Annotated in this window: 11 protein-coding genes and 1 tRNA gene; 8 read left to right on the top strand and 4 right to left on the bottom strand. The window is 43.8% G+C overall.

Annotated features, from left to right (window positions below):
* The first annotated feature begins 2 nt into the window (after nt 1-2).
* The 6 genes from pnp to J7K63_04760 all read left to right on the top strand — a co-directional run bounded on the left by pnp (nt 3) and on the right by J7K63_04760 (nt 5,574).
* Nucleotides 3-2,171 carry a polyribonucleotide nucleotidyltransferase gene (pnp, locus tag J7K63_04785; protein ID MCD6234338.1) on the top strand — a complete coding sequence of 723 codons (2,169 nt, stop codon included), beginning with the start codon at nt 3-5 and terminating at the stop codon, nt 2,169-2,171.
* On the top strand, nt 2,149-3,393 hold the full coding sequence (locus J7K63_04780) for an insulinase family protein (protein ID MCD6234337.1): 1,245 nt from the start codon (nt 2,149-2,151) through the stop codon (nt 3,391-3,393). The genes pnp and J7K63_04780 overlap by 23 nt, the downstream gene beginning before the upstream one ends.
* Nucleotides 3,394-3,509: 116 nt before the next feature.
* A complete protein-coding gene (locus J7K63_04775) occupies nt 3,510-3,986 on the top strand; it encodes a MerR family transcriptional regulator (GenBank protein ID MCD6234336.1) in 477 nt (158 codons plus the stop codon).
* A gap of 35 nt (nt 3,987-4,021) precedes the next feature.
* Nucleotides 4,022-4,095 (top strand) — tRNA-Pro (locus tag J7K63_04770).
* Nucleotides 4,096-4,278: 183 nt separating this feature from the next.
* A complete protein-coding gene (locus J7K63_04765; protein ID MCD6234335.1) occupies nt 4,279-4,626 on the top strand; it encodes a winged helix-turn-helix transcriptional regulator in 348 nt (115 codons plus the stop codon).
* A 105-nt stretch (nt 4,627-4,731) separates the two neighbouring features.
* Nucleotides 4,732-5,574 (top strand): AAC(3) family N-acetyltransferase, encoded by an 843-nt coding sequence (locus tag J7K63_04760; protein MCD6234334.1) that lies wholly within the window; start codon nt 4,732-4,734, stop codon nt 5,572-5,574.
* Between the two features lie 19 nt (nt 5,575-5,593).
* Here J7K63_04760 and lon read toward each other — a convergent pair whose 3' ends face one another.
* The 4 genes from lon to J7K63_04740 all read right to left on the bottom strand — a co-directional run bounded on the left by lon (nt 5,594) and on the right by J7K63_04740 (nt 10,501).
* Nucleotides 5,594-8,008, bottom strand: a complete 2,415-nt coding sequence (lon, locus tag J7K63_04755) for an endopeptidase La (protein MCD6234333.1) — start codon at nt 8,006-8,008, stop codon at nt 5,594-5,596.
* Nucleotides 8,009-8,082: 74 nt separating this feature from the next.
* Nucleotides 8,083-8,901 carry a metal ABC transporter permease gene (locus J7K63_04750; protein MCD6234332.1) on the bottom strand — a complete coding sequence of 273 codons (819 nt, stop codon included), beginning with the start codon at nt 8,899-8,901 and terminating at the stop codon, nt 8,083-8,085.
* A complete protein-coding gene (locus tag J7K63_04745) occupies nt 8,898-9,662 on the bottom strand; it encodes a metal ABC transporter ATP-binding protein (protein MCD6234331.1) in 765 nt (254 codons plus the stop codon). Before J7K63_04745 ends, J7K63_04750 begins: the two co-directional genes overlap by 4 nt.
* Nucleotides 9,662-10,501 carry a zinc ABC transporter substrate-binding protein gene (locus J7K63_04740; protein MCD6234330.1) on the bottom strand — a complete coding sequence of 280 codons (840 nt, stop codon included), beginning with the start codon at nt 10,499-10,501 and terminating at the stop codon, nt 9,662-9,664. Before J7K63_04740 ends, J7K63_04745 begins: the two co-directional genes overlap by 1 nt.
* Nucleotides 10,502-10,584: 83 nt before the next feature.
* Between J7K63_04740 and J7K63_04735 the strand changes: the two genes are divergently transcribed.
* Complete coding sequence (locus J7K63_04735; protein ID MCD6234329.1) at nt 10,585-11,847, top strand: asparagine synthetase B; 1,263 nt, start codon at nt 10,585-10,587, stop codon at nt 11,845-11,847.
* Nucleotides 11,848-12,037: 190 nt separating this feature from the next.
* Nucleotides 12,038-17,626 carry a T9SS type A sorting domain-containing protein gene (locus tag J7K63_04730; protein MCD6234328.1) on the top strand — a complete coding sequence of 1,863 codons (5,589 nt, stop codon included), beginning with the start codon at nt 12,038-12,040 and terminating at the stop codon, nt 17,624-17,626.
* Nucleotides 17,627-17,682 lie beyond the last annotated feature (56 nt).

Below are 17,682 nucleotides of genomic sequence, written 5' to 3'. Positions count from 1 at the left end.
TTTTGATTGTAAAAGAACGAGAATTTCAGGGAATTAAAATCAGTCTTCAAACCGGCAAAGTTGCAAAACAAGCCCACGGGGCTGTCCTTGCCACAGCCGGCGAGACAGTAGTCCTTGCCACCGTTGTCTCACAAAAAGAGATACGGGAAGGTGCTGATTTTATTCCTCTGATGGTGGAATACCGGGAAAAATTCTATGCCAGTGGTAAAATCCCCGGTGGTTTTATTAAACGGGAAGGTCGCCCGTCTGACCGCGAAATTCTGTCTGCAAGGATAGTTGATCGTCAGATCAGACCCTTGCTTCCCCAAACCTGGTTTTATGAAACCCAGGTTGTTATTAATGTGTTATCCTATGACCAGGTGAATCAGGCTGATGTCCTGGCTGCCGTGGCTGCTTCTGCGGCCCTGACGATTTCCGATATCCCTTTTGCAGGTCCCGTTGCCTCGGTCCGGGTTGGACGCGTGGACGGGAAATATATCATCAATCCCTCGCTTGAAGAGATTGAAAAAGGGGATATGGATCTCTTTGTTGCCGGCTTGAAAGATTCCATCATCATGGTGGAAGGCGAAAGCAAAGAAATCAGTGAAAAGGATTTTCTCGAAGCGATCCGGCTTGCTCAGGAAGCCATCAACGAGCTGATTGACCTTCAGCTGGAACTGGCGGACGAGATCAAACCGGTCAAAAGAGAAGCCCCTGTTTTTGAAAAACTGGAAAACCTGAAACAGATTATCAGGGATAAAATCACCACGGAAATTGATGAACTCATCAGCATCCTGCCGAAACAGGAACGGGTCAATTTTGAACAGGAATTGGTAGCTAAAATTGCCGGTGAACTGGAGGAAGAGTATCCGGACAGCAAAAATGTAGTTGCAGGAGAAATCCACGACCTGATCAAGGATAAAATCCGGAAAAAGATTCTGAAAGAGGGTGTTCGGATTGATGGACGGAAGACAAATGAAATTCGTCCCATCTCCTCGGAAATTACTTTTCTGCCCCGTGCCCACGGTTCTGCGCTCTTTACCCGGGGGGAAACCCAGGCGCTCGTAGTAACCACCTTGGGATCAAAACAGGATGTGCAAATCCTGGATAATATTGACGGGGAGGGGGAGAAGCACTACATGCTTCAGTATAATTTCCCGCCCTTTTGCACCGGTGAAGCCAAAATGATCCGGGGTACCAGCCGGCGTGAAATCGGTCATGGGAATCTCGCGGAACGAGCATTGAAAAATGTGATTCCATCCCATGATGAATTTCCCTATACCATCCGTGTCGTCAGTGATATTCTTGAGTCGAACGGATCATCTTCCATGGCAACTGTCTGTGGTGGCTGCCTTTCCCTTATGGATGCAGGCGTACCCATCAAAAAGATGGTAAGCGGCATTGCGATGGGACTTATTACAGAAGAAGATGATTTTGCCGTATTATCCGATATCCTTGGTGAAGAAGATCATTATGGAGATATGGACTTCAAAGTTGCGGGTACCGATGACGGAATTACAGCCATTCAGATGGATCTGAAAATTCAGGGACTCTCCTACGATAAGATGGAAAAGGCCCTGTTACAGGCCCGTGAAGGCAGGGTTTATATCCTGAATAAAATGCGGGAAACCATTACCGAACCCAAAAAAGAGCTGAGTGTATGGGCGCCCAGAATTACAACGCTCCATATTCCCATTGATAAAATCGGGGCAGTGATTGGTCCCGGCGGAAAAGTGATTCGGGAAATCATTGCCGATACCGGTGTGGAAATCGATATTGAGGATGATGGAACCGTCAACATCTTCACACACGACAGCAAAGCATCCGATGAAGCTGAAAAACGGATTCTGGCCCTTGTAGAAGAGCCGGAAGTAGGTAAGGTTTACAAAAATGCCACCGTAACCCGCCTGATGGATTTTGGTGCGTTTGTTGAGTTTCTTCCTGGAAAGGAAGGACTTGTACACATTTCGGAACTGAAATGGGAACGGGTTGAAAAGGTCAGTGATGTCCTCAAAGTGGGCGATAAAACAGATGTTATCCTGTTTGAAATAGACAGACAAGGTCGGTTGAACCTCAGTATTAAGCGTTTGACTGACCCTCCTGAACAATATCGTCATTACGACCGAAATAAAAAGTCCCACGACTCCAAGCCGGGACATTACCGGAGAAATGACCGAAATAAACATCACTAAATCCGTTCTGAAAAACGGCCTGACAATTATAACAGAAAACGTCCCCGGTGTTTCTTCAACCGCCGTGGGCGTTTTTGTTAAAGCGGGATCAATTCATGAGCGATACGAAAAATCAGGTATCGCTCATTTAATTGAACATCTTGTATTTAAAGGATCTAAAAAGCGTTCTTCCTTTAATATTGTAGATGCCATAGAATCGAAGGGCGGGATTCTGAATGCCTACACGGAGAAAGATTTAACCACGTTTGTAGCCAGGGTTTTGCCAAGGGATGTGCTTTCTGCTTTGGATATCCTGTGTGATATGATACTGAATCCTGAATTTTCAGAAACTCATATCCGGCAGGAAAAGAGTGTGATTCTGGAGGAAATTAACGATTTCATGGATACACCCCAGGATTATGCCAATGAATCATTTATCCGGAAACTCTATCCTGATTCCAGTTTTGGCACCTATATTCTGGGAGATAGAAAGAGCATATCCAGAATCACGCCGGATGACATTCGTTCTTTTCATCGCCGGTATTATCGTCCGGCAAACATGGTGATTGTGGTATCCGGGGCTTTGAATCCCGGGGATATTGTTCCATTTTTAAATAAACACTGCGGAGGATCTTCAACAACAGAGAATGATGAGGATGAGAAAACGGTACCGGCAGTCATATCCCGTGGATTCGAATGGGAGGAAAAGGATGATATCGGACAATCACACCTGATTTACGGATGCCACTTTCCGGTGAAGGACCGTTACCAGAAGTACTCTTTTCTTCTGATTCAATTGATGCTTTCAGGTGGTATGTCATCACGTCTTTTTCAACATATTCGTGAAAAATTCGGGTTTGTTTATACCATTGAGTCCTTTCTGGATATATTTTCAGGATGCGGTGTTTTTGGAGTATATGCCGGTACAGACACAACTAAACGTTATTATGTGCGGGATTTAATTCAGCAGGAAATCATGAATATCCGTGCCGGATCAGTTACGGAATCGGAGTTGACACGTATCCGGATGCAATTTGAGGGACAACTGATCATCAGCCTGGAGAATCCGGAAAACAGGATGGAACGGATTGCCAGGCATTTTATAAGTTATGGAAATTATCTGACGCCGGTGGAAACCATGCAGTTGATTCAAAATATCCAGACAGATGACCTGATCCGAATGGCTCAAGAATTACAGGTTTTTAAAGATTACAATACGTATTTTCTCGTCCCCAGAAACTAAGTAAGAAAAAAGTATTTTCTTGATACAACCTGCAAGGCATATTTTAGGTAAAATATTCAATATTATTGATTCTCAGCTATTTAATTCGTACGTTTAAAGAAAAGGTTGATACGGAAATGGCTCTTCCAAAAATGAAAAAACTCTATTATTCCATTAGTGAAGTTAGTCGCATCACTGATGTAACCCAACCCACACTTCGATACTGGGAAAATGAATTTTCATTTTTGCAACCTGGAAAAAACAGTGCAGGAAACCGGATTTATAAAGAATCTGATATCAAATTAATATTTTTAATTAAACAACTGCTTTATGTACAAAAGCTGACGATCAACGGAGCTATAGATTATATTCAGGAACTTCATGATAAAAATATCCTGAATGAAACCCTGGATACATTCTATCCCAAAAAAAACACCGTTGAAAAAAAAGAAACTGTCCCCGATATGAATCCGTCCCGGTCAGATAATTCTGTCAAACCTCAGGAATCTGACATCAGACAAAATTTAGGTATAGTTAATCTTCTGATTAAAATCAAAGAAGAAATTGACACCCTCAATCATGAACTGGAAAAAATACAGCAGAAATTGGATTGATTTTAAAGAGAAAAAACTCTATTATAACAAACTTTCGGAGCGTAGCGCAGCCCGGTAGCGCACTTGAATGGGGTTCAAGGGGTCGTAGGTTCAAATCCTATCGCTCCGACTGAAGAGAAAAGGGGATATCCCCCTTTTTTTTTATCACACATTCACAGTTTTTTAAGGAAGTTTAAAAACTAAAAATATATAGTTAAACGAAAAAATAGTTGACAAATAGAAAAGTAAAATAATAGATTTAGGAAGAATGTGAAATAATACACTATATTAATTAATAAAAAGGAGGAAGTCTATGGGGGTTAGACGTCATAATGCGGAAAAAATGGAAGAGCCGATTTGTTCACCGGATGCTCTGAAGAAATTATCTTCAACCTTCAAGGTTTTAGGGCATCCTGCACGAATCAAGATCTTCCGGGTCCTGGACGGGAAAGAGTACAGCGTTTCTGAGATTCAGAATCTCATTGGGGAAGTCCAGCCTGTCACATCCCAGCATCTTAAGATCATGGCAGATCATGAGTTGCTTTTGTGCCGCAGGAATGGAACCCATGTTCTGTATTCCCAGAATACTTCCGAATTCAACCGGAAATTATCTTCCCACATTGTTCGCGAATTAATGAGCGAAAAAGCACAGGACTATTAATTGCCGCAGGGAGGGGGTTATACCCCTCCCATTTTCTTATTATTTTCGAAATTATCATATCAAGTTTCTTGTTGCTTAATATATAGTTTATGTTTACAATTCATCATGAATGATCTTTTCCATAAACTTGAAAATATCATTGAAACATATTCATTAAATAACACGGTACTTTGTCTTCACACATCGTTCAGCAGATTATCCCGACTTATTCCGAATCCGGATATATTCATCGATATTTTTAATGCATACGGCTCTACACTCATCGTTCCTGCACACAGCTATGCGAACCGTGTATTTTATATTCCAAAATTGGATATCCGGCAAAATGGTGATGACATACAACCGGAAAACACCAACTCACCGCAACCATTTACTGGGGTAATTGATCCGGAAGATATAAGCCCGGAGATGGGAATTATCGCCCGGCGGATTGCTGAACGGGATACGTCATATATCGGATTTCATCCTGAGAATGCCTTTGCAGGCTTTGGTCCTGAAGCGAAGAGAATTATTAGGGCCCAAACACCCTGGAATGTTTATGCTCCTTATGATATTCTTATGGATAACAAGCAGGCAAAAATTGTGCTGATAGATGTTGATTTAAGCAAGGCAACCCCTGTCCATTACGCTGAAATGAAGGCAGGCAGAAATTTGTTCATCCGGTGGTATAAAGACATCAATCACAAAGTGAAACCGATGCGGGTGGGAGGCTGTTCCGATGGTTTTGAACGCTGCAGACCTTATCTGAAAGACCTTGAAAGCCTGTGCCATACTGATTCTGCAACTTGGAGGATTTATCCCTTCCGACCTTTTATTGACCGGCTAACGGATATTATTCGTGATAAACCGGAGGTAACCCGGTGTGGAAAATCGGAATGCAGCCGTTGCCGGAATATGATATCCGGCGGTCCCTATTTTTCATTTCCACCACTCAGCCTGTCTCTCTGACTGACGAGAAGAAGGAAAATCATTCTTTTTGTAAGTCGGGAAAGGCGATGGGAATCACTTCTTCAAAGTAATCCACAAAATGAACCTTATCAATGCCTTCCGTGATTTTAGGATTCAGGTCTTCATAATCAGGACGGTTTTCAGATGGCAGAATCAGTTCCCGGATTCCCACCCGTCTGGCTGCAATGGTTTTTTCCTTAACGCCGCCAATAGGCAGGATCTTACCAGTCAGAGAAAGTTCTCCTGTCATGGCAATATCCCGCCTGACAGCTTTATTTAAAGCCAGGGAATAAAGGGCTAAAGCCATGGTAATCCCGGCGGAGGGACCATCTTTGGGAGTGGCTCCGGCAGGGACATGGAGATGAATGTGATTTTCACGGAAGAAAGTTTTGACGGATTTTTCGTGGTGATGTTTGTCTATATAAGATCTCACATAGGAATAAGCGATATGGGAGGATTCCTGCATGACTTTCCCCAATTGACCGGTCTGTTGGAATCCTGCGGATTTGCTCATGACAGATGAGGCCTCCACGTAGAGGGTTGTTCCACCCAGAGGGGTCCAGGCCAGCCCCAGAACAATACCAGGCTTTTGTCTTGTATAAAGTTGTTCTGTCTTATAAATCGGCTTTCCAAGAAATTCTTCAAGGTTTTTCTGATTTACCCGAACTTTATGTATCCCTTTTTCTGTCTGCAGGAGCGTGGTTTGTCGCATAATTTTTTTTATTTGATTTTCCAGATTTCTCACACCGGCTTCCCGGGCGTATTGACCGGCAATCCGTTTAATGGCTCCGTCACTGATAGAAACATCTTTCGTAAGCAAACCGTGTTCTTTCCGTTGTTTTGGAATGAGAAATTTCTTGGCGATTTCCACTTTATCTTCCAGGATATATCCCGGCAGTTTGATGATCTCCATTCGGTCCAGCAACGGAGATGGGATGGTGTCAAGCTGATTGGCTGTGGTAATGAAAAGGATGTTGGATAAATCGTACCGGACATCCAGGTAATGATCCAGGAAAGACTGATTTTGTTCAGGATCCAAAACTTCCAGTAGGGCAGAAGCCGGATCTCCCTGATAACTGATGCCGATCTTATCGATTTCATCCAGCATAATAACAGGATTGGAGGTTCCGGTGCGTTTCAGGCTCTGAATGATTTTTCCCGGCATGGCCCCGATATAGGTACGTCTGTGTCCCTTAATTTCCGCTTCGTCCCGCATTCCTCCTACACTGAATCGGTAAAATTTCCGGTTCAAAGCATTGGCGATGGAACGACCCACAGAGGTTTTACCCACGCCGGGAGGGCCGACCAGGCACAGAATAGATCCTGCAACACGACCCCTTTTTATGATGGTGCTGATGACTTCCAAAATGCGTTGTTTTACATCTTCAAGGCCAAAATGCTCCTTGTCTAAAATCTCCCGTGCTTTTTTAATATCCATATTATCCCGGCTGTAAAGACCCCAGGGCAGTTCTGTAAGGGTAGTAAGATATGTACGGGTTACGTGAAATTCTGCCGAAGCAGGCTCCAGAATGCGAAGCTTGTCCAATTCCTCCTGAATTACCTGAAGGGTTTCTGCCGGCAGTGTCAGAGATTTTATTTTTTTTTCAATTTTTTCAATTTCTGCCGTCTTGTCGTCTTTCTCCAGGCCGAGCTCTTTCTTAATGGCTTTCAGTTGCTCTCTCAGAAAAAACTCTTTTTGCTGTCTGTTGATTTTCTCATCAATCTGTTTCTGTATTTTTTCCTGAAGCTGAGCCAGTTCAATTTCTTTTCGCAAAAGCAGAAGGAGTTTTTCCGCTCGTCGGTTTAAATCATAGGTTTCAAGAATTTCCTGCAGTTCCGATGCGTCTGCCGACAACATCTGGGCAATCAAATCCATAACCAGCCCCGGTTTTTCATAACTGATTTGTGACAGGACTATCTTGAGTTGTTCTTTCATTAACGGATTTAAAGAGATGAGTTCTTTCACATTTGTCATGACAGACAGTGTATAAGCCTTAAGGGTATCCGATAATTCGCTATCGTCATCCCGAATGGGAGTTACAGTCCACCGGGTGAAGTCGGGATGACGTATCTCACGGACCTTTTTAAAACGGGAAATGGCCTGGACGATTAAATGGGCCGAATCATCCGCGATATGGATGATTTTAATGATTTTTAGAATAGATCCGGTTTCATGAAGACGGAATACCCCGTTTTTTTGTTGTTCACTATTTTTAACAAGGGAAACTCCAAGAAAATTACTGTCTTTCTCGATGGCATAGCGAATTTCCTCTGCATGAGATTCCCCGTTGAAAGTAATGGGAAGGGTAATGCCGGGAAAAACCGGGCGGCTGTAAAGCGGTAATATGTTCAGATTATCCGGAATGATATCCGAAACAAGGAGCAACCCCTGCTTATCCTTATCAGGAGGTGTGTTGATATCGAATTCTTTCATTGAATTTTCCTACATTTATTCAAGTATTCCTTTGATTAAAATAAAGCATAATTTGTGACAGATATATCGTTTCATCATGCCGTTTTTTTGTTTTTTTTCAAAAGATAACTTACAAACAGAACCAGCGCGCCCAAGAGGATAATCACAGGACCTGCGGATAGGTCCAGATAGAACGACAGGATGATTCCACTTTGGGTCAGGAGGATGCCGAACAGGACGGAAAAGAGAAGTACAAGCTTAAAATCATTGAAGAAAATCATGCTCAACAGCGGGGGAATTGTTAATAAGGCAATGACGAGAATAATCCCCACGACCTGAATCAGTGTTACAATCGTCAACCCTGTCAAAACGAAGAGAATCATCCGGAAAAGGCGGACAGGGATATCCTGAAGCTGTGAAAATTCTTCATCAAATGCGATGGACAAAAAATATTTAAAGAAGCCAAAAATAATCACCAGAACTGTAACCGTCAAAACCGACATCCAAACCAGATCCTGTGAACGGACCATTAAAATATTACCAAAAAGATAAGACATCAAATTAGGGGTATAGGATTTGGACGAGAGACTGATCATTAAAATACCTGCTGCCATTCCTACAGACCATAAAATACCGATATAGGCATCCTGTGAATTTATTTTTGAAGGTTTGTAATAACCGAGTATCAGAGAGGCAAGGACAGCGACAGTATAAGCTCCTAAAATGGGACTGAGTCCAAGCATGAAGAAAAGTCCAATACCACCAAAGGCAGCATGACTGATTCCTCCGCTGATAAATACAAGACGCTTTGTTACCACAAAGGTACCCATAACACCACACATAAGGCTGGCCAGGAAACCGGCAATCATGGCGTTTTTCATGAAATCATATGCAAAAATATCAAGTCCCATCATTCATGTCCGTTATGTGATTTTAGAACACGGTGTGGTACTCCGTGAGCGATGAGGTCAACAGGACATCCATAAACTTTTTCCAGCGTTTCCTCTGATACTTTTCCTACATCATGGATATAAAGTTCTTGGTTTATACAGGCAATATGTTTCACTTCCTGAGCAATGGCCGACGCATCATGAGTGACCATGACAATGGGGATACGTTTGTTCAATTCATGAATTACAGACTGGAAAATCTGTCTGGATTCAGAATCGATGGATGCTGTCGGTTCATCAAAAAGTAAAATGCCCGGATTCCCGATGATAGCCCGGGCAATAAGAACCCGTTGCATTTGCCCGCCTGAAAGTTCGCTGACCGGCTTGTTCAGGAGGGAATCCAGTTTTAATTGCTTTGCCAGCTCAATAGGTTCTCTGTCCGAATAGCCCCGGGACGGGCGTAAAAAGCAGTATTTCTTCAAATTCCCCATTTTTATCACATCTAAAACCCGGAGGGGAACATTCTGATCGAAGTTGGAAAACTGGGGAACATACCCGATTTTTTTCTTCAATGAAGAGGGGTAATAGATAATTTTACCCTTGGCAGGGGTCAGCAGACCCGCTATCAGCCTTAAGAGAGTTGTTTTCCCTCCGCCATTCGGACCAATAATCACCAAATAATCATGAGATGTAATATTGAAGCTGATATTTTTCAAGATCAGATTATTCTGATGATATCCGAAAGAGACATTGCGAATTTCAATGACAGTATTTGTATTTTTCATCAAGGTTTTACCAGAATTGTCGTCATCGTTCTGATGCTTTCCAGCCAGTCATAAGCCAATGGATCTGCTTCCACCAGTCCGGCCCCCGTTTCGTGAGCCAGCGCTTCAGCACTCTTTTGATTAAATCCTTTCTGTACAATAATCTTTTTATGATCATGGTCGTGAACCTGGCGGGCAATTCGCATTAAATGTCCAGGCCCCGGTTCGTGTCCCTGAGATTCTATAGCAATCTGTGTCAGATTAAAATCCCGGGAAAAATATCCCCAGGAAGGATGATAGATGAAGAATTCCTTTATCTGTCTTTCCCGGATCAGATTCTGTATGCTGTCCTGAAGTGCAGTGATCCTCTCCGAGAGATATTTTGCATTTTCACTGAACAGGAGGGAGTCCTCCGGATAAAATTCATTGAGAAAACGTGTTAAATCATCCAGAATTTTTGTCATCAGGATAGGAGACATCCAAAGATGGGGGTCGTGATCATCTGTGGGGTAAGATACTTTCCGGGCTTCCTGATACAAATTAAAAACAGGGATTTCCTTATTACTGTTTACATGAGGGAATATGTGTTTTGCTTCAAAAAGAAAGGCAGGATGCCCGATAAGGAAAAAGGCATCAGACCGGTTCACTCGCATCATTTGTGAAGGTTTGGGAGAATATACGGCCGGAGACTGGCCATTTGGGATCAGAATATTCACATCAAAACGGTCCGTACCCGCAATTTGGTGAATAAAGAATGCCTGTGGAGGAATACTGACAGTAATAACAGGGATTTCACCATATACCGTAGATATCCACATTAACAGAAGGAATACAATACCGGGAATCATTGTCTTTTTCATAGCATTTTTGTGATTGATCTGCTGTTCATTCGTTACAGAATTTAGTACATTTTAAAAATGAATAAAAAGATATGAGGCTTACAATAAAAAAAATTTTTGGGTTTGTTATCTTTTGTTTACTCTGGATTGACTTTTTGCAGGCATCTGTTTTGCTGATTCCGATGGATAATACCCAAACAAACCATTTGAAAGCATACGGCATTATGTATTGGGTCCTGGAAATGGGCAGGGAAGGGGATTGGTTGCTGAATTACCGGGGAGGTTCTTTCAGGACGGAAGATATCCCGTCAATCAGGGAAGAGTGTGTCATCAGGGGGGTTCGGTATGAAATTTTAAGTGATGGCCAAAACAAGCACATGGAACAGGAGATTGAAAACGAAAACATGGATATCATCAAACTGGAGGTAGCGCCCAAAATCGCTGTCTATACCCCACCCAATACCATGCCCTGGGATGATGCGGTCACCCTGGCCCTTACGTATGCTGAGATACCCTATGATAAGCTGTATGATTCGGAAATATTACAGGGGCGGCTGGCAGATTATGACTGGCTGCATCTGCATCATGAGGATTTCACGGGCCAATACGGAAAATTTTACCGTTCATATAAGAATGCCGCCTGGTATATTCAGGAAGTCCAGACTCAGGAACGTATTGCGGCGGACCTGGGTTTTTCCAAAGTGTCGGATTTGAAACTGGCTGTGGCGGAAAAAATTCGCAGTTATGTTCTGGAGGGAGGATTTTTATTTGCCATGTGTGCAGCGACGGACAGTTATGAAATTGCCCTGGCAGCTCATAGAACGGATATTGTCCCGCCGGTCTTCGATGGAGACGGGGTTGATGAAAATTATGAAGGGAAACTGGATTTTGATTATACTTTTGCTTTTGAAAATTTCACCATCATCACGGACCCGAATATCTACGAATTTTCAAATATTGATATTCCGCCGGGATATGATCCCTATGCCATCAACATGAATACGGATTATTTCTCTCTTTTTGAGTTTTCAGCCAAATGGGATCCTGTTCCCACTATGCTCACCCAGAATCATGAATCCCTGATTCGGGGATTTATGGGACAGACCAGCAATTTCAACCGGGATCTGATAAAAAAGCATGTGCTTGTGATGGGAGATACACCGGAAACCAAACGTGTCAAATACATCCACGGGAATGCGGGTAAGGGAACATTTACCTATTTAGGAGGACACGACCCGGCAGATTACCGCCATTTTGTGGGAGATCCGCCTACAAATCTTGATCTGTATAAGAATGATCCCGGATACCGGCTTATTTTAAATAACATTTTATTTCCCGCAGCAAAGAAAGAGAAACGAAAAACTTAATATCTTATTCCTTGAATTTGATTTTCATAAGAGTTATTATTAAACACATGAATAATAAACATACAATATTCTCAAGAGGAGAAAATGCAGCCATGATGGGTGAAAATATTGATTTCATTCGGTACTTTCAATATGGCTCATGTTTGATAAGTATAATCTATAAACAATCCAAAGAAGAAGGAGAAGTCTCATGAGAAAATTGCTATTTCTCTTGTTGGCTTTTGTCGTTGTTGGATATGCGGCAGAAGCTAACCTCGAAGGAGACGTGTTGCTTCTTCCGAAACCCATGCAGGATGCGGATTTTGCATTATCTATTGATGATGGTTTTACTATTGGAGATAATGCCGGATCCCAGGTCCGCGATTTATGGGTCGGAAGTGATATCAACGGAAACGGCGTATACGAAGTCATTTTGGCGACGTACGACGGTGGCGGTGGTAAAGCATACGTCTATGAGGTCATAGCAGATAATACGGTTCAACTCATTGGCGAATCTGATGCCTTTGCCCTGGGTGCAGGGACTGTCAGAGATGCCAAATGGGGTGACCTGGACGGAAACGGCGCCAATGAATTGCTTGTGAATGTAAACGGCACTAACCCTGCTATAGCAGGTATTTGGGTGTACGAATGGGATTCCACCGGTGATTCGCTTCTTTCCGGTTTTCATATCCAGGTTGATGACATTACAGGAAACCGCTGGTTATCAGAAAGTATGTATGTTGAAGATGTGGACCGGGATGGTGTACAGGAATTACTCGTTGGTAATAACGGTACAAGTACTTTCGACAATGTTTACATTGGTTCGATCACTTCAGGTACTTTTGCTGCCGGTGATGCGGTTTTTACTGTTGAGTTTGAGCATGGAAAAACCAGTGAATCCCTGGGTTTTGGCGGCTCAGCTTACGGTCCTGTCGTCGGTGATATGGATGGCGATGGAAATCTCGAGGCTCTTTTTTCCGTCTGGGATCACGGGGCACTATTCATCGTGGAAGCCAACGGACCGGATACCTATACCCCCCAAGCCTACGTGCAGACCGACCTGGATCGGAGAGATGATTTTGCTTTTTATGATTTCCGGGTTGCCGATCTGGATGAAGACGGCCGTGACGAAGTCTATGTGTCTCTCTATGACGCAGGAGCTTTTAATGTTGTGACCTGTCCGGAAGGGACCGATTTGTCAGCCCTGGTGGACACGATTAATGTTCATCGTATAGGACTGATGGGTTCCAGTGGCGGATTCGGGCAGAGTTTTGGTGATCTTGACGGCAATGGTCGCATGAACTACTATTCTGCCAACGGCGGATCCACCATTTACAACTGGGAATTCAAAGGTGGCGATCCCACCGATTCCACGAACTGGGTTGAGGTTGAACCCATAACCAACGAAAATTTTGACGGTATTATGCCTCTCCAATATGCCAATGATCTGGACGGAGACGGATACAATGAAATTTTTGTGGGTAACATGGGGACATCAACCCCAGCGCTGGCAGTCGCCATTGAGTTTATACCTCCCAATGTTTACTTCTCGGAATATATTGAGGGAAGCGGCTATAACAAAGCACTGGAAATTTACAATAACACGAATGAAGTAATATGTCTGGATGATTTTGCTTTCCCGAATGTCAGTAATGCTCCGACGACTCCCGGTGAGCATGAATATTGGAACACCTTCCCCGATGGAGCTACAATTGCTCCCGGAGACGTCTATGTTATTGCTCATCCAGATGCAGACCCTGCCATCCTGGCTGTTGCAGATATGACGCATAACTATCTGAGTAATGGTGATGATGGATTTGCACTGGCATACGGGACGGAAGACAGCTATGTTGTGCTGGACAGAATCGGAGACTGGGAAGCAGATCCGGGCGATGGCTGGGATGTTGCCGGCGTGACAAATGCTACAAAAGACCATACACTGGTTCGTAAAGAGACTGTTACAACGGGTAATCCGGACTGGACAAGCTCTGCCGGGACCGATGCCGATGATTCCGAGTGGATTGTGTATCCGAAAGATACATTCCGCTATCTGGGATCACGTGTCTGGGTCGCTCCGGCCCCAATCGCTTTGACCACCAGATGGGAAATTGGAGCCGATACTTATTCATTTTTTGCTAATGATAATAATACGCGCGGCATGGCTATGGCGCCCGACGGATCAAAAATCTATGTCCCAAGCAGAACCGGAGGAGCCAATATTTATATTTTGGATCCTGCAACCGGTGATTCACTGGGCAAGCTGGATATGACGGGTGTTACCGACGGATATTATGGCATTGTTTTGACCAATGTTGCAGTTGATACAACTGGTATAATATACGCGTGTAACCTGGCAAACGGCGGAGATTTTAAAATCTATCGCTGGGCCGATGAAACATCTGCGCCAACTGTAGCTTTTCAGGGTGCAGTAACAAATCGGATCGGTGATTCTTTCGGAATCAAAGGATCTGCTGAAAATACCGTTATTTATGCCAGTGGTGCAGCAAATACCGTCATTGAAGTTTTTACAACAAGCGATGGTATTAATTATACACTGGGGACACCCATTCCCGTTGCTGCCGGTACGGCTGACGGAGGTATAGCTCCTACGCCGGACGGTAATCTCTGGGTTAATGGCTCCGGAGAAGCTGCTTCTTTGATTACTTCTACCGGCACAGTCCTCGGAACACTGTCTTCGGCTGTTGTATCTTCAGCATATCATCATATTAATTATCTTGAACTCTCTACCGGCGAAAAACTGGTCGCCCTTGCAGGTGGTAATGTTGACGGAATATCTAACCAGGTTCAGGTTTGGGAAGTATCGGTTGTGAGCGATCCTTACCTGTATGCAAGTGGCTCGTTAACCGGTTCATGGAATGCCAATCTGAATGCAACTGCCGCAGCGTATATGTATGAAGAAACTGAAGGTGATTTGCATATTGCCCATATGGTCAGCAATAATGGAATTGCTTACTATACTGTTAAAAACACTCCGGTTGTACCGGGACAGTATGACATTGCCGAAGACTTCAATGATGATTCGGATATCGCCAACTGGCGCTCCGACAACAGTGGCTGGACCAGCAGGGCATACGTTGATAGCATGCTGTTCCTGAGAGATGGAGGTTGGACTTTTGATGCCCGCCGTGACGTGAAAGCAGAAGTGAATACCTTCTTTAAAGCTACGGCAACGGTGAAAACCATTGGTTCTTTCAGTCAGTATGACAATCAGTACCTCTATTTCGGTGTTGATGGACTTGGCGATCAGACATATCAGGTTTCCTGTGTGTCTGACGATGAATTCACAACATTCACTGTGATTGGTTATGCTGTCAATGCATCCGGGACTCTCTTTATTGCCGGACAGGGTGGTGGTGGAGCCGATACGGTCTATGTGGATTCTTATACATTCACAAATGATTTTATACCGGAATTGGATCAGATCTCCACGATTGCCGAGGCAAAAGCCATACCGGACGGAGAGATGGCGGCTACAAAGGGTGTTGTCACCTGTGCTACAATCGGTGCGCCGATTTTTATTCAGGATGATAATGCCGGAATCTCATTGTATGACTGGGATTTCATCAATGACGGCATCGTCAAGGAAGGCGATGAAATTCTGGTGATTGGTGAACGTTCCACATATAAGGGACTGGTTCAGATTCAGAGCACGAATGAAAATTACATTGTTCTCAGTGAGAATAATCCTGTAGAACCGATGCTCATTACCGTTCCCGATCTGGACAGCCGTCAGTATCAGGGCATGTTGATCAAACTGGAGGATGTGGATACAACCGCCGGTTTTGCCTGGCCTGAAGAAGGCAGTGATGCTACCATTACCCTGATGGATGCGGACAGCAATGAATTTGCTTTACGTATCGATAAAGATGGTAACATTGACGGTTCACCGGAACCCAATCAATGGCCGTTGGATCTGATTGGTGTTGTCGGCGAGTATAATGTACCGCAGGTTATGCCGCGTTACAGAGAAGATTTCATTGACAATCAGGCTCCGGCTCCTTTCTTTGTCCTGAATCCGGTAGACGGTGATACGATTACCTCTCTGGATGATCCGGCCTTTGTCGATGTAACCATAGATGGAAAGACTGTTAAAACATTGTTCTTCAACTGGACTGAAGCGACGGACACCGATGCAGGTGACACCGTTACTTATGAAATCATAATTTCACCGGACGGTCCGGAAGAAGCAATGATTACAATAGATACACTCTACTATCTGCCCATACCCGAAGACAGACCCTGGGATATGAACGGAACGTATGAAGCGTATGTAAAAGCTGTCGATGTACTCGGTAACACTACCATCAGTGACACTGTGACGGTGACATTTGAATTCAAGGCACCACCGGAAGTCAAATTTGACGATGTGGTCCTTGTTGACGGCGTACCAACATACTATGCCGAATTCAATATGCCCATTGTGATGAATGTTGCCAATTACAAACTGATTGACTGGGATTCAGGAACGGCAATCGATCCGACATCTATGGATTCCATTGCTCCCAATGCAATCATGCTGAATGCCAACCTGGCAGAGGATCATTTAGTATCCTTGGCTTACAATGGTGTTGCCGCAGCGGCTGATGATGCTGCCGAACCTATGACAATCAGCGATACAACTGACGCGAATGAAGTTCTGATTCCCTTCAGTGAAAACCATCCTGAAGATACTGAACATATCATTGAAACCTTTGAAGCCAATACAGGTACATTCTGGGCACCGACAGGTTCAGGATCAACCTATGGTATTCTGACAACGTCTACCTTCGCCGTTTCCGACGAAGAAGCCTTCAGAGGTGAAAAATCCGGTAAGTTGACTCTGCTTGATGATCCTGATAAGGATGGCGGCTGGTATGTAAGACTCTATCATCAGTTGAAGTACACAGCCCGGGCAGATGCCAAAATCATGCTCATGGTCAAAGGGACAAATGCCAATGTTGATATCCGCCTTTCTGTTAAGGATACAGGATATGAACAGGGGCCGTGGCAAACCGTCACACTGTCTGAAGATGATTGGCAGATCGTCACATTTGACCTGCTCAATGATGAAGCTGAAGGCTGGATTACCGGTAATGGTGAAATCGAAGGAAAGACAGTCCTGATTGAAGGAATTCACATGAGATGCAGTGAAGATACGGATGTCACACTCTATGTGGATGAATTCATGGAACGTCGGCTTATTGATGTTTCTTTCAATGTCAATATGAAGAAATATGTTGAAGCCGGTGATTTCAGTATTGAGAATGATTTTGTCGACATTGCCGGGTCTTTCAATAATTGGGAAGGAACAAAGATGAATGATCCCAATGCCGATACGATTTATACGGCTGTCATTCCATTGAAACAGTTCTCAACCCATGAATTCAAGTTCCGTATCAACGGAAACTGGGATACATCCGAATTTCCGGGCGGCGGCCCCAATCGGGTATATACAGTCGGTGATTCCGTGAATAATGTCGTGACCTACTGGTACAACAACGAAGTCTACGTTGGTATTGTAGATAACCTCATTCCCGATGTATATGAACTGGGTCAGAACTATCCGAACCCCTTCAATCCCACAACAACCATTCCGCTGGCTCTGCCGGAAGCCGGAATGGTGAAACTGGTCCTGTATGATATCTCAGGCCGCATGGTGAAAGAAATCTACAGTGGTGAACTGGATGCCGGTTACCATGATTTCAATTTCCATATCGGCAACCTCGCCAGCGGTATCTATATCTACCGCGTGAAGGTCAATGATTATCAAAAGGCCCATAAGATGACAATCCTGAAATAATTCTTGAATAAACAGGATTAAAAAAAGGGCGGGAAACCGCCCTTTTTTAATTATGA

It is taken from the genome of Candidatus Neomarinimicrobiota bacterium, from assembly GCA_021157965.1.
GTDB lineage: Bacteria > Fidelibacterota > Fidelibacteria > Fidelibacterales > Fidelibacteraceae > Fidelibacter.
This window is presented reverse-complemented; position numbering and strand designations above follow the sequence as displayed.

Coding starts and splice junctions, on each gene's coding strand:
- J7K63_04780 (MCD6234337.1), top strand. CDS start 2,149: ATGACCGAAATAAACATCACTAAATCCGTTCTGAAAAACGGCCTGACA.
- J7K63_04775 (MCD6234336.1), top strand. CDS start 3,510: ATGGCTCTTCCAAAAATGAAAAAACTCTATTATTCCATTAGTGAAGTT.
- J7K63_04765 (MCD6234335.1), top strand. CDS start 4,279: ATGGGGGTTAGACGTCATAATGCGGAAAAAATGGAAGAGCCGATTTGT.
- J7K63_04760 (MCD6234334.1), top strand. CDS start 4,732: ATGAATGATCTTTTCCATAAACTTGAAAATATCATTGAAACATATTCA.
- lon (MCD6234333.1), bottom strand. CDS start 8,008: ATGAAAGAATTCGATATCAACACACCTCCTGATAAGGATAAGCAGGGG.
- J7K63_04750 (MCD6234332.1), bottom strand. CDS start 8,901: ATGATGGGACTTGATATTTTTGCATATGATTTCATGAAAAACGCCATG.
- J7K63_04745 (MCD6234331.1), bottom strand. CDS start 9,662: ATGAAAAATACAAATACTGTCATTGAAATTCGCAATGTCTCTTTCGGA.
- J7K63_04740 (MCD6234330.1), bottom strand. CDS start 10,501: ATGAAAAAGACAATGATTCCCGGTATTGTATTCCTTCTGTTAATGTGG.
- J7K63_04730 (MCD6234328.1), top strand. CDS start 12,038: ATGAGAAAATTGCTATTTCTCTTGTTGGCTTTTGTCGTTGTTGGATAT.